33 protein-coding genes, 1 other RNA gene and 1 pseudogene are annotated in these 17,360 nt (G+C 43.7%); 6 read left to right on the forward strand and 29 right to left on the reverse strand.

Going from position 1 to position 17,360, the window contains the following annotated elements; translation table 11 throughout:
• Positions 1-61 precede the first annotated feature (61 nt).
• The 10 genes and pseudogenes from Q6A92_RS17470 to Q6A92_RS17515 form a co-directional block, all read right to left on the reverse strand.
• The gene (locus Q6A92_RS17470) at positions 62-1,495 is read right to left on the reverse strand and encodes a phage portal protein (protein ID WP_332238892.1); all 1,434 of its coding nucleotides are present in this window, start codon (positions 1,493-1,495) and stop codon (positions 62-64) included.
• Positions 1,479-2,712 (reverse strand): annotated as a pseudogene (locus Q6A92_RS17475) (PBSX family phage terminase large subunit). The gene Q6A92_RS17470 and the pseudogene Q6A92_RS17475 overlap by 17 nt, the downstream one beginning before the upstream one ends.
• On the reverse strand, positions 2,699-3,418 hold the full coding sequence (gene terS, locus Q6A92_RS17480; protein ID WP_332238893.1) for a phage terminase small subunit: 720 nt from the start codon (positions 3,416-3,418) through the stop codon (positions 2,699-2,701). Before terS ends, Q6A92_RS17475 begins: the two are co-directional and overlap by 14 nt.
• An 85-nt stretch (positions 3,419-3,503) precedes the next feature.
• Positions 3,504-3,707 carry a hypothetical protein gene (locus Q6A92_RS17485; RefSeq protein ID WP_332238894.1) on the reverse strand — a complete coding sequence of 68 codons (204 nt, stop codon included), beginning with the start codon at positions 3,705-3,707 and terminating at the stop codon, positions 3,504-3,506.
• A 200-nt stretch (positions 3,708-3,907) separates the two neighbouring features.
• Positions 3,908-4,324 (reverse strand): hypothetical protein, encoded by a 417-nt coding sequence (locus tag Q6A92_RS17490; protein ID WP_332238895.1) that lies wholly within the window; start codon positions 4,322-4,324, stop codon positions 3,908-3,910.
• A gap of 2 nt (positions 4,325-4,326) precedes the next feature.
• Positions 4,327-4,464 (reverse strand): hypothetical protein, encoded by a 138-nt coding sequence (locus Q6A92_RS17495; RefSeq protein WP_332238896.1) that lies wholly within the window; start codon positions 4,462-4,464, stop codon positions 4,327-4,329.
• 85 nt (positions 4,465-4,549) lie between these two features.
• Positions 4,550-5,293: a hypothetical protein gene (locus Q6A92_RS17500; protein ID WP_332238897.1), complete on the reverse strand. Its 744-nt coding sequence runs from the start codon at positions 5,291-5,293 to the stop codon at positions 4,550-4,552.
• Positions 5,290-5,490, reverse strand: coding sequence for an XtrA/YqaO family protein (locus tag Q6A92_RS17505; RefSeq protein WP_332238898.1), 201 nt, complete (start codon positions 5,488-5,490; stop codon positions 5,290-5,292). The genes Q6A92_RS17500 and Q6A92_RS17505 overlap by 4 nt, the downstream gene beginning before the upstream one ends.
• Positions 5,491-5,553: 63 nt before the next feature.
• Positions 5,554-5,853, reverse strand: coding sequence for a hypothetical protein (locus Q6A92_RS17510; RefSeq protein ID WP_332238899.1), 300 nt, complete (start codon positions 5,851-5,853; stop codon positions 5,554-5,556).
• A gap of 37 nt (positions 5,854-5,890) precedes the next feature.
• On the reverse strand, positions 5,891-6,028 hold the full coding sequence (locus tag Q6A92_RS17515) for a hypothetical protein (protein WP_332238900.1): 138 nt from the start codon (positions 6,026-6,028) through the stop codon (positions 5,891-5,893).
• 145 nt (positions 6,029-6,173) lie between these two features.
• On the opposite strand from Q6A92_RS17515, the gene Q6A92_RS17520 reads away from it, so the two are divergent.
• Together Q6A92_RS17520 and Q6A92_RS17525 are read left to right on the forward strand one after the other, a co-directional pair.
• A complete protein-coding gene (locus Q6A92_RS17520; protein ID WP_332238901.1) occupies positions 6,174-6,296 on the forward strand; it encodes a YjcZ family sporulation protein in 123 nt (40 codons plus the stop codon).
• Between the two features lie 172 nt (positions 6,297-6,468).
• On the forward strand, positions 6,469-6,597 hold the full coding sequence (locus Q6A92_RS17525) for a YjcZ family sporulation protein (RefSeq protein WP_332238902.1): 129 nt from the start codon (positions 6,469-6,471) through the stop codon (positions 6,595-6,597).
• An 83-nt stretch (positions 6,598-6,680) separates the two neighbouring features.
• On the opposite strand, the gene Q6A92_RS17530 is transcribed toward Q6A92_RS17525, so the two are convergent.
• The 19 genes from Q6A92_RS17530 to Q6A92_RS17620 form a co-directional block, all read right to left on the reverse strand.
• Positions 6,681-6,818 (reverse strand): hypothetical protein, encoded by a 138-nt coding sequence (locus Q6A92_RS17530; RefSeq protein ID WP_332238903.1) that lies wholly within the window; start codon positions 6,816-6,818, stop codon positions 6,681-6,683.
• 30 nt (positions 6,819-6,848) lie between these two features.
• Positions 6,849-7,499 carry a 2-methylcitrate dehydratase gene (locus tag Q6A92_RS17535; RefSeq protein WP_332238904.1) on the reverse strand — a complete coding sequence of 217 codons (651 nt, stop codon included), beginning with the start codon at positions 7,497-7,499 and terminating at the stop codon, positions 6,849-6,851.
• 14 nt (positions 7,500-7,513) lie between these two features.
• Positions 7,514-7,954, reverse strand: a complete 441-nt coding sequence (locus tag Q6A92_RS17540) for a RusA family crossover junction endodeoxyribonuclease (RefSeq protein WP_332238905.1) — start codon at positions 7,952-7,954, stop codon at positions 7,514-7,516.
• Positions 7,947-8,108 (reverse strand): hypothetical protein, encoded by a 162-nt coding sequence (locus Q6A92_RS17545; RefSeq protein ID WP_332238906.1) that lies wholly within the window; start codon positions 8,106-8,108, stop codon positions 7,947-7,949. The genes Q6A92_RS17540 and Q6A92_RS17545 overlap by 8 nt, the downstream gene beginning before the upstream one ends.
• 3 nt (positions 8,109-8,111) lie before the next feature.
• The gene (locus Q6A92_RS17550; RefSeq protein WP_332238907.1) at positions 8,112-8,324 is read right to left on the reverse strand and encodes a hypothetical protein; all 213 of its coding nucleotides are present in this window, start codon (positions 8,322-8,324) and stop codon (positions 8,112-8,114) included.
• On the reverse strand, positions 8,317-8,646 hold the full coding sequence (locus tag Q6A92_RS17555) for a hypothetical protein (RefSeq protein ID WP_332238908.1): 330 nt from the start codon (positions 8,644-8,646) through the stop codon (positions 8,317-8,319). The genes Q6A92_RS17550 and Q6A92_RS17555 overlap by 8 nt, the downstream gene beginning before the upstream one ends.
• The gene (locus Q6A92_RS17560; protein ID WP_332238909.1) at positions 8,639-8,815 is read right to left on the reverse strand and encodes a hypothetical protein; all 177 of its coding nucleotides are present in this window, start codon (positions 8,813-8,815) and stop codon (positions 8,639-8,641) included. The genes Q6A92_RS17555 and Q6A92_RS17560 overlap by 8 nt, the downstream gene beginning before the upstream one ends.
• The gene (locus Q6A92_RS17565; RefSeq protein ID WP_332238910.1) at positions 8,793-9,170 is read right to left on the reverse strand and encodes a BC1872 family protein; all 378 of its coding nucleotides are present in this window, start codon (positions 9,168-9,170) and stop codon (positions 8,793-8,795) included. The genes Q6A92_RS17560 and Q6A92_RS17565 overlap by 23 nt, the downstream gene beginning before the upstream one ends.
• Positions 9,154-9,429: a hypothetical protein gene (locus tag Q6A92_RS17570; protein WP_332238911.1), complete on the reverse strand. Its 276-nt coding sequence runs from the start codon at positions 9,427-9,429 to the stop codon at positions 9,154-9,156. The genes Q6A92_RS17565 and Q6A92_RS17570 overlap by 17 nt, the downstream gene beginning before the upstream one ends.
• Positions 9,430-9,446: 17 nt before the next feature.
• Positions 9,447-10,289: a DnaD domain protein gene (locus tag Q6A92_RS17575; RefSeq protein ID WP_332238912.1), complete on the reverse strand. Its 843-nt coding sequence runs from the start codon at positions 10,287-10,289 to the stop codon at positions 9,447-9,449.
• Positions 10,290-10,464: 175 nt separating this feature from the next.
• Positions 10,465-11,271, reverse strand: coding sequence for an exodeoxyribonuclease X C-terminal domain-containing protein (locus tag Q6A92_RS17580; protein WP_332238913.1), 807 nt, complete (start codon positions 11,269-11,271; stop codon positions 10,465-10,467).
• Between the two features lie 17 nt (positions 11,272-11,288).
• Positions 11,289-11,756, reverse strand: a complete 468-nt coding sequence (locus Q6A92_RS17585; protein WP_332238957.1) for a siphovirus Gp157 family protein — start codon at positions 11,754-11,756, stop codon at positions 11,289-11,291.
• Between the two features lie 66 nt (positions 11,757-11,822).
• Complete coding sequence (locus Q6A92_RS17590) at positions 11,823-12,071, reverse strand: hypothetical protein (protein ID WP_332238914.1); 249 nt, start codon at positions 12,069-12,071, stop codon at positions 11,823-11,825.
• Between the two features lie 121 nt (positions 12,072-12,192).
• An RNA gene (locus Q6A92_RS17595) (hammerhead ribozyme type II) lies at positions 12,193-12,259 on the reverse strand.
• A 168-nt stretch (positions 12,260-12,427) separates the two neighbouring features.
• Complete coding sequence (locus Q6A92_RS17600) at positions 12,428-12,715, reverse strand: hypothetical protein (RefSeq protein WP_332238915.1); 288 nt, start codon at positions 12,713-12,715, stop codon at positions 12,428-12,430.
• Entirely contained in the window at positions 12,712-13,326 is a 615-nt protein-coding gene (locus Q6A92_RS17605; protein ID WP_332238916.1) for a helix-turn-helix domain-containing protein, read from the reverse strand. Before Q6A92_RS17605 ends, Q6A92_RS17600 begins: the two co-directional genes overlap by 4 nt.
• A gap of 50 nt (positions 13,327-13,376) precedes the next feature.
• Positions 13,377-13,565 (reverse strand): helix-turn-helix domain-containing protein, encoded by a 189-nt coding sequence (locus Q6A92_RS17610; RefSeq protein WP_332238917.1) that lies wholly within the window; start codon positions 13,563-13,565, stop codon positions 13,377-13,379.
• Between the two features lie 28 nt (positions 13,566-13,593).
• Positions 13,594-14,301, reverse strand: a complete 708-nt coding sequence (locus Q6A92_RS17615) for a BRO family protein (RefSeq protein ID WP_332238918.1) — start codon at positions 14,299-14,301, stop codon at positions 13,594-13,596.
• Positions 14,302-14,529: a helix-turn-helix transcriptional regulator gene (locus Q6A92_RS17620; protein WP_332238919.1), complete on the reverse strand. Its 228-nt coding sequence runs from the start codon at positions 14,527-14,529 to the stop codon at positions 14,302-14,304. It abuts the gene before it with no gap.
• A 158-nt stretch (positions 14,530-14,687) separates the two neighbouring features.
• On the opposite strand from Q6A92_RS17620, the gene Q6A92_RS17625 reads away from it, so the two are divergent.
• The 4 genes from Q6A92_RS17625 (at position 14,688) to Q6A92_RS17640 (ending at position 17,348) form a co-directional block, all read left to right on the forward strand.
• Positions 14,688-15,044: a helix-turn-helix domain-containing protein gene (locus Q6A92_RS17625; RefSeq protein WP_332238920.1), complete on the forward strand. Its 357-nt coding sequence runs from the start codon at positions 14,688-14,690 to the stop codon at positions 15,042-15,044.
• A 23-nt stretch (positions 15,045-15,067) separates the two neighbouring features.
• The gene (locus Q6A92_RS17630; protein ID WP_332238921.1) at positions 15,068-15,331 is read left to right on the forward strand and encodes a hypothetical protein; all 264 of its coding nucleotides are present in this window, start codon (positions 15,068-15,070) and stop codon (positions 15,329-15,331) included.
• Between the two features lie 14 nt (positions 15,332-15,345).
• Positions 15,346-15,618 carry a hypothetical protein gene (locus Q6A92_RS17635; protein ID WP_332238922.1) on the forward strand — a complete coding sequence of 91 codons (273 nt, stop codon included), beginning with the start codon at positions 15,346-15,348 and terminating at the stop codon, positions 15,616-15,618.
• A gap of 140 nt (positions 15,619-15,758) precedes the next feature.
• On the forward strand, positions 15,759-17,348 hold the full coding sequence (locus tag Q6A92_RS17640) for a DUF4041 domain-containing protein (RefSeq protein WP_332238923.1): 1,590 nt from the start codon (positions 15,759-15,761) through the stop codon (positions 17,346-17,348).
• Positions 17,349-17,360: the final 12 nt, after the last annotated feature.

Raw genomic sequence — 17,360 nt, forward strand, 5'->3', positions numbered from 1 at the left:
TCAATACCCTTCTTGGCAGTTGATATGATATTGTCGAGATATTGGTCAATATCCTGCTGATTCACAATTGCTCACCGCTTTGGCTGCTTCCCAGCTGGTTACCATTCTGATTATCTTGCTGAGCATTGCCATTTTGCTGCCCTGTGAGCGTCGCTGCATATTCGTCTTTCTCTTTCTGCATTTCTTCCATTTCCTTGTCCACATCAGACACAAAGGACAATTGAGACAGCCGGGTCCGCTCACTAATGCGCCCCTGCAACTGCGCGGTCGTCGCCGCTTCCGACGCGATGTCTGCCGGAAGATTGCGCGTGAAGGTGAAAGAGACACTCAGATAATCATCCGGGCTGCACAGCCCTTTTTTCGCCCATGCCGAACACAGCACCTTGAACTGGTACCGGAGCGCTGATGTGAATTTGCGCTCCATGGTAATGCACTTATTCTCAAGGCCAAGCAGTTTAAAACGCATGGCCATTCCGCTCTGATTACCGGCAAATTCCTGGTCTCCAAAATTAACAGACTTGGCAAAGCGAAGAATGTTCTGCTCCAGTCGGTCGAGATGGTGTTCGATGAGCGCATCATTGACATCTTTGTTGAGATACTTGATGTCCTCGCTGTCATCGAGCAGTTCGAACACACCGGTCTCTTTCAGATGTTTAATGTCGTCCTCATCAAGTGAGGCACCTTTCAGCACTAGATAAGCGAGCCGGTACTGCTCAATCTCATTACTGGCATCGCTCAGGGTTCGATCGTAGGCATCAATCAGGCTCAGAACCTTCTCTGCATCGCCCTTTTGTTCTCGATTGTTTGGCACACCAAACAGTGGATTATAATCAAACAGGTGCGCCTGTTGGTCCACCAGCTGAAAGGCTCCGGATTCGTCGTTAAACGAATAGACATCTGAATCATCATAGAACTCAGCATACAGGTGATCGCCCTTGTCAGCGTCGTCCAGCTTGTAATAATAAAGTGAATAATCTGGGTGCGTGATATCTTTACCAATCAGCACCACATACCAGGGCTCCAGATCTTCGATGTTCGGATTGCCTTCTGGGTCGATATAAGCAAGCCGGGCACCATAACCGCAGATTGCCGCAAACTTTCCGCACTCGGCGTCCTGATCCTCGGTATTACTTCGGAGCAGGAAGTTCTGTATCTCCTTCTTCCAACTGTCGCCGGCCGTATCCGCCCGATAAGTGATCGGATGGCCGAACATATAGCCAATCTTGGTGTCTACGATGTCCGAATCAAAGCTGTTGTTCAGCATATTGTTGACTTTGTCGTCCAAACGGAAAACGTTTTTCGAAGATCCGGTTCCGTAATTGATCGGCGATCGGTTGAAAATTTTTGGCCCATCCTTGACACTGGCAATATAGCGCTTATAGAGATGTTTCGTGTGTCTATGTTCACGCATATGGTCATTGATGATCTCATTGACCGTGTCGGTCGTGATGCCCTCTGTCTGGATCTTTTTGATGTACTTAATAAACTTGTTCATGGTTCATCCTCCTTCCTGTCCGGCGCCGCTCTGGCCGGTTATTCGTATAGATTCCGTAGCGCAGCGCATCGAGAACGTCATCAAACTGCTTGACCGGTTCTCCAGTCGTTTCATTCCAGACATACATGTAAATCTCTTTCTTGAAGCGCTGAACGCGGTCTTTCACGACGAACAGTTTCTTCCGTTTGAACAGCCGGGCCACTTCTTCAATGCCTGATATGACGGCCTTATCCGCGTTAATCGCCCGGATATGCTCTCTTCGAAGCCTTTTCACATGCTCAGGCCTTGCAGAATCACAAAAAAAGTTGATGTTTCCGTATCGGTCCTTAATGCCGAGAGCCACATCAACCCAGTAGTCAATCTCTTCAAATTGCTTCGCATGTTCCTCAATCAGATAAAAGTTGTCCTGATCATCCTGGCCAATCACAATTATGGCTCCAAAGTGTTCATAACCAAAATCGACGCCGGAAAAGTATTTCACGAAGTTAATGTCTTTCAACTTTGACTCGCTGATGTAATGGATATTCTGATCAAAGTCCTTGTAGACAACGCCGGAATCTGCGACCCACAGGCCTTTTATATCCCGGTCGTAAAACATGCCGCTCGGCGTCGTCGCCTTGATATTCTCCCGGTAGCGCTCATTGAGAAATGTATTGTCGTCCAGGACAAAATGAAAATCAACAATGCTTTGATCCGGATTATCGATGTAATCGCGTTTCAGCCAATGTTCCGGTTGGTCCGTATTGGTATCAATCAGAATTCGTGCACCGGTGCCGCTGCACCGTGACTTAATTTCATCGAAGACATCTTCATTCGCCAGTGATGCCTCGTTGATGTACGCGCCATACGATGTCAAACCTCTGATACGGCTCAGGTCATTGATCTTACTGTGACCAGTGCACACAACCAGAACGCCGAACAGTTTGAACCGGTTATACTTGTCCATGTGAAAATGGATGCCATACTTGTTGGTTAGTTCAATCAGCACGTTCTTTGCCAGGTTGCCAAGATTGGCTCAGAATGTATTGTGGATTCTCCACACCCTCATTCAGCGCAATCCGGCGAACACGCTTCAATTCGTAGAGAAACAGATCATTGTCAATGACCGTCTTGCCGGTGCGCTTTGCCCCATGATTGATCAGCATGAAATAGTCATGGTTGAAGGCATACCGGAGGACTTCCTGCTGCTTTGGCGTATAAAGATCATTCAGGCTCATCTCTGAACGCCTCCTCCAGCTTGTCCAGCAATCCTCCGACCTTGTCCTCTGTATTTGCACCCGTGTCCGTTGAAGAACGGATCTGATCTATTCTGGCCTGCATCAGCCTCAGCTTCATTCTCCGCTCGTCCGCTTCATCAGCGATGACGACGAACTGTTTGATAAGAGCCCTTAGTTCGCTCATGGCCCGACTCTGAGCATTTAAAAAGTTCGCCTGTTTATCCCAAGCGAACTGTAATTCGTATTCTTCTTCATTACTGCTCGCACTCTTTGAATAAGATTCTTTGGTGCGTTTCAGTACCTTGGTCAGATCCTCTTTGCCCTCGACGAGCATAATCCGTTGCGCCCGAATTATGGCCGTGTACTGAATCATGATCTGATCCCATATCATATCAGCGGGGGAACGATCCTGAATCTCGGCCATGATGTCGAGCGATTCATCAGGAAGATACTTAGAGAAGAAGCCGAACTTTACTGCATTCACGTTCCCTTTCGGCGGCCCATGACCCTTCGCATTACGATTGCCCACAGGTGCGCCTTTTGTGTGCACCCTTTTTGTCTTGTGTGCACCCTTTTCTCGGATCCATGAATAGCGCTTCTTCCATGACTTGACGGTGTTGAGCGACACGCCATATTTGTCGGCAATGTCTTTATATTTCATGCCTTCCTGATAATCCCGATAGGCCCTGTCTTTGCTGTCATCCACTCACGACACCTCACCTCCTGACCGCAGATTGTTTGTTTTGGGACAAAAGAAAAACACCCCCGAAGGGTGCTAAATATTCTTTTATTCACAATAATGCTTGACTTACTATAATTTCTTCAATTGATGAAATATGCGATATCTTAATATATTTCGTGGGTTTGATTTCAAGAAATTCAGTATTGTTCTTCTCTTTATGAGACATTTTCGCTATAAAATCAGGGATTCCAAGATATGTTTCATCATCTGTTTTGTATTCTTTTCCGCTGTCCATGATAATTCTTAATCTCATACTATTTCATCTCCATTTTCAGAATATCATAGCTTTCGACAAATGGAGATATTTTCCTACATAATCCTAAAATAAAAGCCCCAACGGGGCGTCAACGTCTTCTGTTCTGGCCGGGGAGCTTCAACTCTCCGACCTGCCTTCCATGGTAATAACATAACATATAAAAATCAATAGTGCAGTACACTCTTGGTACACTCTTTTCATCCATGAACCTTTTTAGCCGCCATTTTAAAGAGTCTATTGCTGATTTTCGAGCTCACTCGCTTGATCCATGAGTAGCTATATCCTAACTCATCAGCAATTTCTATCAGCGATTTTCCCTGAATTTTCATGATGGCAACCTTATAATCAATTCCATCGAGCGTGCTTATTTTCTGCTCAAGTCGTTTTTTTACGTACTCTTTATCTTCCAATATTGCATATAGCGGACGCAAGACGTCGTCAACCTCACACACTTTCTCCATGGCCTGATCGAAATGGATGATCGAACGTGCGCCCATTTTCCAGTAATATTTACGCTCAATTTCAAGCTGCTGAATGCGCAGATAAAGGATGTCAATCTCTTCGCACAGTTCGTTGTACATTTTGAGAGACATATGCTCGGTTGCTTCAGTCATCCCTACCGCCCCTTCCTGCGGAACGCACCATGATGACGTTCAAGCGTCTGATCGAACTCGCCCATCAATGCACGCCACTCGTATTTTGATATATCCTGGTTCCGTTTCTTCCGCTTCCTGCTCTTCTTTCGTTCCTTCATGGCGCGCCTCCTAAAATAAAAAGAGGACACAGAATAACGGCTTTTAACCGTATTCCATGTCCTCCAGATGACTGGTAGAACTAAATTAGGATAGATAATTTTTTAAAAGGCTATTTTGATCATTAATTAAATCAATAAAAGATTTACCCTCAAATTTTTCATTAAGTAGTTTAGATAAATTAGAGTAATTTGCGGATGCTCCACTCTTATTGTAAACTCTTGTATCAAGCAACTTAACATAAATTTTACACTCCATAAGTTGATCAATTATATTTGTTTCTATTTTATTCCATTGAATATTGTCATATATATCATTGATGAACCTTACTTTTTCCCTAATCTTTTCATATTCAATGTTGTATGAAGGGTCAGCCAATTGCTTTTTGTTTATGGAATTAATTAAATCTGCTAATGTACCAATACGTTTTTGAACTGCCTTGATAATAGTTTGAGACTCTATTTTTCTTTCTTTATCCATTTTTGAAAGGTTCTTTGAAGCCAATTGTGCAGCGTTTGCTCCCGAAATATATGCGCCAAGCGAAGCACCAACTATGGTAGAAATTCCGGAAAACGCGACAGTCATTGAGCCAGATGTATTATTTGAAAATAGAACTAAAAAGAAGAATAGAGCCCATGCCGATATTGTAAAATATACTACTGTAATGTTAGCTTTTTCACCTAAATATTCTTTTAATTTGATATACCCTAATACAATAAATAATAATATTAACATCAATACTGCGATGAAACCTAGTAATACAGTTATTGATATTAATTCATCATAAATTCTAGTGAATGCAAAGAACTTATTAAAATAATCAAAACTCAAAACTCCTCCCCCTCGTCCCATTTCACACGCTTCACCTTGCCCTGGTGCGTCACGATAATCGTCTCTCCATGTTCTGGCAGCTCCGTCATCCGAGCTTTACCATCACACACCACAATGGCAAAAGGTTCCTTATTTCCCATTATATCAACATTTATGTGCATTGACTTCGGATCAACCGCTATATTTTTTAATCGCATCGGGATCCCTCCGTATGGTAGAATTAAGATGTCGAACGATCGGGAGGGATCCCGATTTTTTATTTAATAAATACTTGAAGCAATGACTTGTGGAATCGATCGGTCAGTCAATCTCCCAACTAGTTCACGAAGAGAAATCATTTCGCCTTCGTCATCAATTTTTGTTGAGTCCAATTCTTCCTCAGTGACTTGATGTACATCATATCCATCCATTTCTTCAGCAAAATCAGGATTGTATTCTTTCTCGTAGTAATCACAGGCTTGCTGTTCATTCAGTGCAAGAATCCAATGATTTTCACCGTCTTCAAAAAAGTAAACGTGTAACGGAATTGCTTCTGTGATTGCATCTTCCAATTTTTCCATTGTCTTTCCTTCTTTCTGTATATCGTCAGGTCATGAATTAAACTTTTTTAAAGTATCCTTCACGATACAATTGCCCATCTACTAACAGCCATCCTTCTTTATAAGGCTGTGCTTCATATTCTCGACCTAGAACAAAGTCATAATTGTTATGCCATCTAATATAAATAACTTTCATAATACTCCTCCTTTCCTTCGTTTTAGCTGTCTACTCCGCCATATCCCACTGACAAAACAGGCGCTATCATTCATCCATTTGTCCCCTTCAAGATCGTCTGTCCGCTCATATCATGTATTATCACGTGACAAGGAGGCGTTTTCTCATGGGCTATGATGGTGGATCAAGCTGTGGCTACAGCAGCGGCTATGGAGCTGGCAGCGGCTTCGCTCTGATTGTTGTGCTGTTCATTCTGTTAATTATTGTTGGAGTTGCTTTCATTAATTAATGAAATCGGCTATATCCGCTGACGCCAAGCCGACATCCTTCTTCAAAGGGCACCTTCCGCCGGGTGTCCTTTTGTTTTCCTCTCACCTAATGGCCCCTTTAGGCGCTTTACCCATTCCACATTTATCCTTCCGCACATATACTGCCTTATCACGTGATAAGGGGGTGTCGTCATGGGAGGTTCAGTTGCTGGTTACGGATGCGGATGCGGCGGTGGATATGGATATGGTGCAGGTGGTGGTTTCGCACTGCTGATTGTCCTGTTCATTCTGCTGATCATCATCGGTGCCGTTATCTGGTAGTCATTTCCCATTTCCACCAGGGCCCCCGACTCATTCAGCACCTTCATGTCAAGGGCACCTCATTTAGGTGTCCCTTTTATTACTCAAAATTTTTTCCTCTTAACCTCTTTCCACCCGTCCCGCAGCCGCGCATTCAGGTCGTACTTCTGCAGTGGCTCGTACAGGTGAACCTTCTGCCGGCCTTCCATTCGAAACAACAAGATCCATTTACGTCGAGACATAAGATCCCCTCCCGAATAAACTAAAGGGGCTTACGCCGCCCCTGCTCCTTCCCCGTCATCGTCATTATCTTCACCCTTATCCTCGTCTGTGTCCGTATGATCCAGATTTGCTTTCGCTTCCTGGTCTTTTCTCCACTCATCCCATTTCTCAGCCAGAGGGGCCACGCGTTTCCGGTACTCGTCCAGATCCTGCGTTAATTGCCCGTCTGAAATATTCAGCTTAGACGCGATCTTTAGATAGGACAGCCCGTCCAAATGCCAGCTGATTATGTTGAAGAAATCATAGCTACGATCATCAAATTTCGGCGCCAACCCACTGGCGATAAACTCATCAATCGTCCGACGCTCAAGGACCTCGTCCTTTTCTTCAGTCGGTACCAACTCCGGCGGTAGTCCGAGATCCAGTTCTTCCTGCTCGAATGCTGGCTTGACTTCGTGTACAACACCCTGCTCGTCTACTTTGTATTCCGTCATTGGTGCTTGCGTTTCCTTATTGATCGTCACTTTATAAGCCACGTACTTCTCTTCCAGCTGCACATTCACGTGTGTATCAATCATGTCGGCCAGTGCGTCAATCTTCCCGGCGAGACCGCCCCCCCTGACTTCGAGCACAATTTCCTGAACACCATCCGGTTTTAGGTTCACTTTCTTAACAAGCGGGCTAAATTCGATATAAGCCATGCTCAACAGCTCCTTTAGATTAAATTTAATTGCTCGACTTGCTCGTCCAGCTCAATGACTTGCACTTCAACGCGCGGCTGTTCCGAATAATATTTGGATACCTGAAGACCGACCACTTGTTTGTCATCAGCCCATATAATTCCGGTCATCGCGTCCATGATGCCTTTAGCCACATTGTCGACGTCCGGTTTCTTGATTGGACGGAGCGCGCCGGCAACAGCTGCAGCTTTTTTCTTTTTGCTCATCGACTTTAGCAGCGGGCGATAGATCAATAGCTTCAGCTCCACCGGGCCCTCAATCGGCGTGTGCGGCCGGTTCTGGCTGGCCAGCAGCTTCACATATTTCTTGTACTCTCGGCTGTCCGGAGGATCGTAAGCCTGCGTGAACTTCCCACGCCGGGCGAAACGGGGGCGGCCTTGTGCTACCGGCTCACCGTAGATCGTAAATTCAATCATTCCGTTCACCAACATATCTTACGGCCGCTGCTTCTAATTCACTTTTCAGATATTCATTTCTATCTCTCAGCCGCTCCACTTCGGCAATTAGCCACTTCATATCGTCTTCTCGTACATAAAAGCTCTTTTTAATTTCTTCCAGCCGGTCACTCATGCTTTACTTTTCTCCCTTCTCACATCCACAAAATTCTTTATAACTTAAAAATCCGGGACATTTATTTGTATTTGGCTGCATTTTAGTGTCATCTAGCGATTCCGATACACAAACTTTGGAACTGTCGTCTTTCGTTCTTGATCTTGGATTCCACATATTCCAATAACATTCCGTACAAGTGCATGTTCCATCCCAATTTTTATCTTGTTCAATCATCCGTCTCACCATCCTTCAGCCAATCCTTCACTTCTGCGTGTTTCGGATCTTTAGCAATGATGCCAAGCACCTGCCGAACAAGATTTTTATCGCTTGGAAATAGGGCGTCCATTAATTTGTTCAATTCTTCTCTCGGCGACATCGGATTGACGATCTTCTTTCCGCTCCAGCAAGCCGCTACCATGTCAATAACCTCGTCTTTTCCACTAACAGCCACAACGTCTTCAATTGCCCGTTTAAAACCAGTAAGTCCACTGTCTCTATTCAACTTTTGTAGAGTTTCTTCGGATTGCCTATATCTCAGCGTATAGGGTTCACTCATCGCTCTCGCTCCCTTCCACAAACTTCACAAGATCATCCAACTCTGGTTTATAAATGCTAATAAATCCAGTCACTTTTCCTTCAAGATATTGCGTAAGTTCTATCAATTCGCCATCAAAATGCGCATCGAGTTTTGAAATTTCATTTTCATAGATGGTTTTCTGCAGCATTATTTTTGCTCCCTTCAATCACCTTCAGCGCCGCCTTGCAGATGGCGAGTGGGGCTGTTTCTGCTTCAGCTTGCATAAACCAATAACTATGTTTAATAGCCATCAGCGCCTTCCATCGTCCATTGCCGTATCGTTGATTTTTTAATTCGGCTAACCCAAACCGTTCCGCGACTTTCCAAGCGTCGGACATTGATTCTGTTGGTTTCCACTCGCATCCATAGGAGAATTCACCCCACGCATCATGCGATTTAGGATCTATTAACATTAAATGGCCGCGAAAATTTTCATTGAGAATTTTGTATCCCATTGCTTCAGCAAGCTTGCGGTCGATTTCAAGATTAGTCATCATCGACATCTGCTGATTCCTCCTCCGCCATGAATCCGACCGCTTCAGTGCTGATCGGCAGTTCGTCTTCATCCTGTGCCCATTGGATTCTCTGCCTTACTGCTTCATATTTTTCCTGTGTATCAATGCTGTTTCCGCCGCTGCCTTTGATGAAGATGTGTGCCCCTTCATTCGAGCCATCATCACCTTCGCGCACCCGCTCAATCCGGTGGATATTTATTAACTGCCTATAATCGCCTGGATCGGTAATTTCAATAAATCCCTTCATTCCTTTTCGGCCTCCTCCTAGATACTCTCAAAGTATTTTTCAAGCTCGGCCGCACGCCTTTCCGCTTCCTCCGGGCTAACGTCGGGCTCCTTCTTCGGATGCTTCGCCCAGTCGGGAACGGCTTCTGAATGCTGTGGTTGTGGACCGTTCTGCGTTCTCTGCCGCTTCGCTTGAAATTGTTTTTGCTCCTGCTCAACATCCGCTAAGGTTTTAATACCCTTGGCCGCCCAATTGTTCAGGATTCCGACAGCATATCCGTAAGACTTGCCGAGTTCTGCGGCTATCATGAAAGATCTACAAATGACTTCATCGCTAAGTCCATCTTGTTCAAGATAGACGATGATTTTCTCACACTGTATCGGGCTGGGCTGTTGTCCGAAACACTGATAATATTCATCAAACCAATGCTGCTGACTAACTGCAGTTTGTTGTTTCGTTTTATCTTGTTTTGTTTCACAACTAACTAATGCGGAAACATTGTCGGAAGGTTTGTCGGAAAGGTTGTCGGAAGCATTGCCGGAAAGATTGTCGGCATCTGTTGCCTGCAATGATTTCCCGGAAACTTTGTAGGCAACCATTGCCGACAAATCATACAGTCGATAAATAGCCGACTTGCTTCCTTTCCGCGACCTAAAATCAATAAATCCTTTTATCTTCAGGTCATTACGTGCATTAGCAATCGTTCTTTCGGAAAGGCCTGTCTTAATGCATAACACCGATACAGCTACCGCAAATTCTCTAAGCCATCCAGCTTTATTGTTTGTGTTCGCCAGGGCGTGCCATAAAGCAATGGCTGATGTGCTCAGCTGACTTGTTTCGAGCCGATCATAGAATGCATTAATCAATTTGATGTAATTCAAGGCCTCACCTCCTAACTGTCAACTCTGTCCTTCTTCACACATAGGATGTATCTAAATGGGCGCACTCTCACTGGCTTCATTTCAGGCCAGTTTTTTTGTAGATAGGCAGTGACGTAGGCTTTAAATTGATTCCCGGAATACCAGATGTACTCCGGGATATTGATTGGATATTCCATTAGAACGGAAGATCCTCATCTTTAATGTCGATCGGTTCAGGCCCGAATAGATCCTCTGGACTATCCTGCGGCTTAGGATCAGGCTGTTCCTGTTTCTTCTCCCCTGCTTTCTTTGTCCCGGCGTTGAAAATAACTTCAATGGCTTTTTTGAGGGCCGGATTGGTTCTGTCAGCATTTTTCAGCCATTCCAGGTAGCCCCGATCCGTACGGCATATTTCCTTCAATGTTTGGCCTTTGTGCTTTTTTCCGAACGTGATTTTCATATTTCCTGCATCTTCGAGCGTCATTGTTTCAATACTCTCAGACTGGTTAAAGTTTCCGATGTCCTCGATGTCCTGTGTAAATATTTCCGATAGACTCGCAACCGTCAGCGTCGCATCGATTTGTGCTCGCTTTTTTGCCATTTTCAGGCAGGTATTAGCGAGGGTAAAGGGATCCTGATTGATGTATTTTTTCTCTTTTGTGTTGCAATGTCCTAATCCTTCAGTTATGGGTGTTCCGCTCTTTGTCAATGTGCATTTAACAGAAAAAGCGAAGAACCCTTTGTCATAATCCTGAATGCGCTCTGTGACCTCGTATTTGCTTGTAATGCCCATCAGCATAAGAATCTTTTCTGCGCCTGGCTTAAGCAGGCTTGGCTTTCCGGTCCCTGGAATCACGCCGTAATCATGTCCTGATTTGAGAGAGTTCTGAACGATGGTTTGAAATTGTCCAATCTTTGCAAGCGTTGTTTGAACCGACGAAACGTCTATTGAATCAATAAGTGACAGTGAATTAACTGGTTGAATGGCTGTTTCAGGCATCATGTTTATCAGCCTTCCCTTCATCTGATTTGTATCGATTGTGACTGCTTTAGTTCCGCTCCGGGTACTTCATATCCCTGCTTCATGAGGTCCGTCAGCGTCCGCATATCGTATTTATTAATCGTCTGGATATAAGTTCCGGGTATCTTGTCTTCGTCAATAATCACCGCGTGCGGAGCGTTTCGGCGAATGGTTACGGTGTATCGCCCTTTGACCTTTTGCACACCGGCTGTTTTCATCGCCTGATACAGGTTGTCTTTCATGCGCTTGATGCGGCTTTCAAGCGACTGTTTCTGCGCGGTGATTCGGGCAATCTCTTTCTTGCGCTTATCTACATCGCCTTGCAGTTCGGCGATCACTGCCGCATAGCCCTGAGCTTTGTCTTCAATGCCGTCCTGGATCGATTGCAGGGTATCTTCAAAAACATCGTGGTCAACGCCTTCTGCAGCCTCCATGAGCCGCTTGTATGCGTCGGTTAGTTCGTACATCGTTGGCACGTTGTTGCTCCTCCTTGCCCGTGTTACAATGGGCATGTAGAATAATTTGATGGTGGTTCAAAAGATCGCTTGTGATGAAGCGGTCTTTTCTTTGTTCTGCTGAAGGGCTTCCGCATATCCTTCCATCCTTATCAGATTTGATTTTGCTTCCTGAATAACTCCCCAATATAACTGGCTCTCAAATGGATTTTCAGACTTATTCATCTCTTCTTCACATTCCGCAATCCAACTCTTTTCAAACTCGATGTCGTGTCTGATCCGATTCAAAAACGTATTCAGAAAAGAACGGGTCATTACCGAATCCATAATTTCGATCCTCCTTCCCCCAGTGCCATCCGTGGATGACAGGTTCTTTTATTTCGCCAAACCGTTCCATGTCACGAATGATTGGATGATCTGGTATGTCCTGCATTTTCAGCTCTCCTTCCCTGACCTGCCTCATCAGCGCTGAGCGGTCATTCTCAGCGGACGGGGTTGTCCACCCCGTTTCGGCTGTGATAAAATGAAACTGTTAAAATTCATTCTTGCTTATTTGGAAGTCTCGGCTGGCACCGGGACTTTTTCGTTTTCAAGAACCATCAATGCCTCTTTTGCCGTCTTTGCTAATTCGTGAACCTCCCAACCTTTCATAAGTCGGCTGCAATACCATACGGTGTTTTTGTTCATCTCCCCTTCACCTCCACCTTGCGAATGTCATAACCCATGCCCTGCAAAGCGGCCATCAGCCGATGCGTGTTCCGCCAGGCTTGCGCTGAATCAGCCATCTTCTCGATGTTTTGCATGCTACGGCAAGCTTCGATCATGTTTTCCTGAGCGTCCTCGATCTGCCCGATCGCCATGTTCAGCGTCCAGCGCAGGTTCATCATCTCAACTGTCTCAATTTCCTTCTGCACGGCTGGCAGGTCCGTCGGCAGGAAGCGATCTTTCAGTTCGTCAGTCATCAGATTCATCCGAACGCCTTCTCTTTTTCAATTTTGACGAGCCGATCGATTGAACTGATCGCCACCTCATCGCAAATGGCTTCAGATGTCCAGGCGTTGATGATTTCCGCTTGCGTGATCCCCCAGTTCATTTCAATCGACTCGACGGTGCAGGTCGCAGCCTGATGGGAATCATCGATTTGTCCGGCGAGTTCCTTAATTTCGTTCTTTTTTGACTCCTGAATGGGCCTACCGGGCCGCATATCTTTGCTGATTTCGAGAAGCCGTTGCGCCGCCTGGATGCCTTTCTGTGCCTGATCGATGTAATTGACAAGCTGTGTTTCGAGTTTCTTAACCAATCTCGGATCAGTTGGCGGACGATCGCAGCCAAAAATATGAAGAATGGCTTGTCTCGCCACTTGATCTTCGCAGGCATCGCACCAGTGCAATGCCTCATCTAGGCTGATACGGCTTAACCCATTTTCGATATCCGCCACCCTTTCTTTCGAGATGCCGATTTGTTCCGAAAGCGCCTTTTTCGTGCGCACGTTCGGATTGACAGAACATTCACGCGCCACACGAAGGACAATCCGTAATGCTGATGGCCGGTAGATCGATGCTGCGTTCTCCCTGTTCCCCATTCTGTTCGCCTCTCTCCAAAATATGGAATGAAATAAAATGGATGTATCCATTAATTAGCAATGCTTTCGCGTTCCTGATCGTGTTTCCACTTATCAAGGCTGGCCCGTGAAAAACAAACATTCCGGCCGATGTGCCAATGCGGGATTTCTTTCTGCCGAGCCAGCTTGTAGATGGTTTCTCGATGGCAGCCGATGTAATCGGCCGCTTCCTGTGCGGATAAACGGTCAATGTGTGACATCAGATCATCTCCTTTCCAATGAATTGATTTAAGCAACGCGCCGAGGGATGAACGCCTCAACGTACCGGATCGCGTCCTGCAGTTCTCGTCGGAGAATGTCCTTGTAGCTGGCAACAGCGAAGCGGTCTTTCAACTCGCGGTAGATGTCGTGGAATAGCTTCCGCTGCTGGTCCTTGTCTGTTTCAAGTTCGTACACTCGGCGGGCGACCGCCTTCTGAAGCCGGCGCTGTTCACCATGATCGAGTGTGATTTGTGCTTCGACTTTTTCATCCAGTTCAAGAAGTTTTTGTGAATGTTGCTGTGTGATCTTTTTGAGTTGATCCGTTTCTTCTGCGACCATCGTTGAAAGTTTCATGGCTGCGATCAGAGATTGACGTTCGTTAAGCGGCTTAACGTTAGAGTACTGACCGGTCTTTCTGATTGCCGGAAGCACTTCGTGATTCACCCAGCGCTGGAATGGTCGTGCTTCCGGCTTCCGAGAACCATTCAAGAGATGGTAAAGACCCGGCTCACTGACGAATAGTGCGTGTCTTAATCCTCCTGTTTGACCCTCGGTTGAACCGATAGTCAAATTGATGTCTTTAAATTCATCTTCATCAAGGCGATTCATTGCATCACTGACATTTTGGATGCTGACTACCCGGCACACGTCCTGTGCCTTAAACCAAACTTCATCTTTTCTATCAATGATGGATACAGGTAATCCTTTGAAATTGAATTGTTTTATATCAGACATTTAGCTCACCTCCTGTTCTTTGTGTTCCTTTAAGGAACTATCATTTTTAAAAAAAAGAGTCCAATTGAAATTTAATACCTCTGCAACTTTCATTGCGACAGGAACGCTAGGAGTTTTAGTCCCATTTTCAATATGCGTGTAATAACTTCTTGAAATGCGGCTTTTTATGGCAACTTGGCTTTGAGTAAATCCTTGTTTATCACGCATTTCTTTAAGCCAAGGTCTCATTTTATCGCCTCCTTATGTTCCCTTAAGGAACCTTATGGATTTATTATATGTCCCTATAAGTAACATGTCAATATTATTTGTTCTTAATAGAAACATTTTATTTCATGTTTCTTTAGGTAACCTTATAATTAAATAAACTACAGTGAGTTGGTGGTTAAATGGATAAATTTTCTACTCGCCTTAAAGAAGAACGAGAGAAATTAAAAACCCAAGATCCTAAATGGACACAAGAATATGTTGCTTATAAATTGGGTGTTGCAAGAACAACATACACTGCTTATGAAAACGGCACAAAACAACCACCATTGGATACGGTAACTAAAATAGCAGATATATTTAATGTATCCACCGATTATCTTTCTGGTCGATCTGACATTAAGAATCCCGAAAAGAAACCGGAGGGCCGCTTCTTTCATGACCTTGATCATGCATCCGATGAAGATCTGGATAAACTTGAGGAATATTTCAAATTTCTACAAGAACAAAAAAAGAAAAGAGAAAATCGAAATAAATAAATCTGCTTTGGGGAGGTGACCAAATGTCCGATGAACTACTAAAGCAAATAGTGGAAGAATTGCATGGATTGAAGCAGGAATTAAGCGATTTTAGAGCGGAGACAAAAGAACATTTAGATCAGCATGATGAAAAGCTGAACGCAATCACAGAGCAGGTTGTCAAAAATTCAGAACAACTCACATCTGTTAATGAAAAATTGGATACTCAAGACGAAGCTATTAATATTCTCTCCGCGCGCTCAATCAAGCAAGAAGCAGGTATTAATAGAGCACTAAAAAGGGCTTGAAGGAAATAAAACATATGTCCGGCAAACTATTAAAGCAAATTGTCGATAAGCTGAATATTCTTGAAAGCAACCAGGACGAGTTCAAGGAACATTTTGATAAGATCGACAAAAAGTTAGACAGTATCGTTGAACAGGTCGTAAAAAATTCAGAAGACATAACACGAATTAAAACTGATCAGCATGTGCTAGTTACAGGTCAGGCAAAACAAGATAAGATACTTGAAGCATTAGCCATGCGTTCCCTCGAACAGGAAACCGACATCAAGGAACTGAAGAGAGTTAAATAATTAACTTGGATGAACCCACACCCTAGATCGATACAACGCGGAATGATTTGTATACTTTTGAGGTATGGGTTTTTATATAGTCTTTTAAATAGTTAATATTAATCAGGCAATTATATCTATGTTCGTGGAGGAGGGCAATTATGCAGTTTAAAGATAAATGGTACTATTCGACACCATTAATTGCTGTGCTATTTGCATTCTGGTTTTTTATCATTCCTGCCATAATCGGCATTGTTCTTCTTATCTTACAAATGAAAAATCGTCGCCAAATCATGAATGATTTTAAACTACTTGATATCGAAAACATCAATAAGCAAATTGCTGATAAAGAAAAAATGGTTACGGACTTAGAAGATAAGATTAAAAAGTTGTCGGCCGATCTCGAAATTAAACGTCGTGAATCGGAAGCAGCCAAGCGAGAAATACAATTTATCAAAGACACACTGAATGACTTAGAAAATGAGAAGAAAAATGAAATCAATATCGTAAAACAGATCGATGCTGAAAAAGAGCAACTTGAGAAACTCAAAAAAGAGAACAATAGTTTATCTGATCAAATCAAAGAAAATGAAAAAATGATTAATGAATTTAACCTCACTAAAGAAGATATATCAACAGCCAAAAATGAGCTGAAAGAATTGAAAGAGAAAATTATAGAAACAAATGAAGAGATCCTCAATCAATCATTCGGATTTTATGAGCCACATTATCACTTTGAAAACTCTGAACAATATCAAGATAAGTTAAAAGAAATCAGAACGAAGCAAAAACAAATGGCTAGAACAAAGGAAGCCGTCGATTATTTTGATGGTTGGGAAGTCGACGGAAGCAAACAAAAAGGGCGGGCCATGACAAACGATAACATTCGTCTTGCTTTACGGGCATTTAACAGTGAGTGCGATACATCAATTAATAAAGTTAAATTCAATAATGTTGATACTTGCGAAAAGAGAATAAACGCATCTTACAGGGCTATAAACAAGGCCAATCAACGAAATCGAATAGAAATCAAAAAAGAATATTTGGCTTTAAAATATGATGAACTATATCTTGCATATGAGTATGAGCAGAAAAAAGAGGAGGAGAAGGAAGAACAGCGTCAGCTTAGAGAACAAATGCGTGAAGAGGCAAAGGTTCAGCGTGAAATTGAACGAGAGAAAGCGAAAATTGAAAAGGAAGAACAACATTTCAATAATGAATTAGAGAGATTGAAAGATGAAGCAAATGACGCTGAAGGAGATTCCAAGTTAGAAATACTCAATAAGATTGAAGAATTGAATAAGGACATTGAAGGGCTGAATAAAGATAAAGAAGACGTTTTTAACCGAGAAAAAAATACTCGTGCTGGTTATGTTTACATAATTTCCAATATAGGATCATTCGGTGATGATATATATAAAATTGGTTTGACACGTCGGCTTGATCCCACAGAACGTGTAAAAGAGCTGGGCGATGCCTCTGTTCCCTTCTCGTTTGATATTCATGCAACGATCTTCAGTGAGGATGCCCCAGCCCTAGAAACGGCTTTACATAGGACATTTGATGATCGTCGTCTGAATAAAGTTAACCATCGGAAAGAATTTTTCCATGTTTCGCTGGGAGAAATAAAAGCTGTTGTAGAAAAGAATCATGATAAAACGGTTGAATATACAAAAATCGCAGCAGCTCAAGAATACCGGCAATCCCTTGCGCTTGCCAAGAAAGAAAATATGATTCAAAACGCTGGGTAAGGAGGAAGCAAA

It is taken from the genome of Sporolactobacillus sp. KGMB 08714, from assembly GCF_036598985.1.
Classification (GTDB): Bacteria; Bacillota; Bacilli; order Bacillales; family Sporolactobacillaceae; genus Sporolactobacillus.

Bases quoted from the DNA above. Each gene is read 5' to 3' on its own strand.
- Q6A92_RS17550 (WP_332238907.1), bottom strand. From the start codon at position 8,324: ATGATTGAACAAGATAAAAATTGGGATGGAACATGCACTTGTACGGAA.
- Q6A92_RS17515 (WP_332238900.1), bottom strand. From the start codon at position 6,028: ATGAAAGTTATTTATATTAGATGGCATAACAATTATGACTTTGTTCTA.
- Q6A92_RS17565 (WP_332238910.1), bottom strand. From the start codon at position 9,170: ATGTCGATGATGACTAATCTTGAAATCGACCGCAAGCTTGCTGAAGCA.
- Q6A92_RS17535 (WP_332238904.1), bottom strand. From the start codon at position 7,499: ATGGCTTATATCGAATTTAGCCCGCTTGTTAAGAAAGTGAACCTAAAA.
- Q6A92_RS17590 (WP_332238914.1), bottom strand. From the start codon at position 12,071: ATGGATTCGGTAATGACCCGTTCTTTTCTGAATACGTTTTTGAATCGG.
- Q6A92_RS17610 (WP_332238917.1), bottom strand. From the start codon at position 13,565: ATGTCACACATTGACCGTTTATCCGCACAGGAAGCGGCCGATTACATC.
- Q6A92_RS17470 (WP_332238892.1), bottom strand. From the start codon at position 1,495: ATGAACAAGTTTATTAAGTACATCAAAAAGATCCAGACAGAGGGCATC.
- Q6A92_RS17495 (WP_332238896.1), bottom strand. From the start codon at position 4,464: ATGAAGGAACGAAAGAAGAGCAGGAAGCGGAAGAAACGGAACCAGGAT.
- Q6A92_RS17560 (WP_332238909.1), bottom strand. From the start codon at position 8,815: ATGCTGCAGAAAACCATCTATGAAAATGAAATTTCAAAACTCGATGCG.
- Q6A92_RS17600 (WP_332238915.1), bottom strand. From the start codon at position 12,715: ATGAATCTGATGACTGACGAACTGAAAGATCGCTTCCTGCCGACGGAC.
- Q6A92_RS17545 (WP_332238906.1), bottom strand. From the start codon at position 8,108: ATGAGTGACCGGCTGGAAGAAATTAAAAAGAGCTTTTATGTACGAGAA.
- Q6A92_RS17510 (WP_332238899.1), bottom strand. From the start codon at position 5,853: ATGGAAAAATTGGAAGATGCAATCACAGAAGCAATTCCGTTACACGTT.
- Q6A92_RS17585 (WP_332238957.1), bottom strand. From the start codon at position 11,756: ATGTACGAACTAACCGACGCATACAAGCGGCTCATGGAGGCTGCAGAA.
- Q6A92_RS17635 (WP_332238922.1), top strand. From the start codon at position 15,346: ATGTCCGGCAAACTATTAAAGCAAATTGTCGATAAGCTGAATATTCTT.
- Q6A92_RS17490 (WP_332238895.1), bottom strand. From the start codon at position 4,324: ATGACTGAAGCAACCGAGCATATGTCTCTCAAAATGTACAACGAACTG.
- Q6A92_RS17525 (WP_332238902.1), top strand. From the start codon at position 6,469: ATGGGAGGTTCAGTTGCTGGTTACGGATGCGGATGCGGCGGTGGATAT.
- Q6A92_RS17540 (WP_332238905.1), bottom strand. From the start codon at position 7,954: ATGATTGAATTTACGATCTACGGTGAGCCGGTAGCACAAGGCCGCCCC.
- Q6A92_RS17580 (WP_332238913.1), bottom strand. From the start codon at position 11,271: ATGATGCCTGAAACAGCCATTCAACCAGTTAATTCACTGTCACTTATT.
- Q6A92_RS17520 (WP_332238901.1), top strand. From the start codon at position 6,174: ATGGGCTATGATGGTGGATCAAGCTGTGGCTACAGCAGCGGCTATGGA.
- Q6A92_RS17640 (WP_332238923.1), top strand. From the start codon at position 15,759: ATGCAGTTTAAAGATAAATGGTACTATTCGACACCATTAATTGCTGTG.
- Q6A92_RS17605 (WP_332238916.1), bottom strand. From the start codon at position 13,326: ATGGGGAACAGGGAGAACGCAGCATCGATCTACCGGCCATCAGCATTA.
- Q6A92_RS17530 (WP_332238903.1), bottom strand. From the start codon at position 6,818: ATGTCTCGACGTAAATGGATCTTGTTGTTTCGAATGGAAGGCCGGCAG.
- Q6A92_RS17555 (WP_332238908.1), bottom strand. From the start codon at position 8,646: ATGAGTGAACCCTATACGCTGAGATATAGGCAATCCGAAGAAACTCTA.
- Q6A92_RS17630 (WP_332238921.1), top strand. From the start codon at position 15,068: ATGTCCGATGAACTACTAAAGCAAATAGTGGAAGAATTGCATGGATTG.
- Q6A92_RS17615 (WP_332238918.1), bottom strand. From the start codon at position 14,301: ATGTCTGATATAAAACAATTCAATTTCAAAGGATTACCTGTATCCATC.
- Q6A92_RS17625 (WP_332238920.1), top strand. From the start codon at position 14,688: ATGGATAAATTTTCTACTCGCCTTAAAGAAGAACGAGAGAAATTAAAA.
- Q6A92_RS17485 (WP_332238894.1), bottom strand. From the start codon at position 3,707: ATGAGATTAAGAATTATCATGGACAGCGGAAAAGAATACAAAACAGAT.
- Q6A92_RS17505 (WP_332238898.1), bottom strand. From the start codon at position 5,490: ATGCGATTAAAAAATATAGCGGTTGATCCGAAGTCAATGCACATAAAT.
- Q6A92_RS17570 (WP_332238911.1), bottom strand. From the start codon at position 9,429: ATGAAGGGATTTATTGAAATTACCGATCCAGGCGATTATAGGCAGTTA.
- Q6A92_RS17620 (WP_332238919.1), bottom strand. From the start codon at position 14,529: ATGAGACCTTGGCTTAAAGAAATGCGTGATAAACAAGGATTTACTCAA.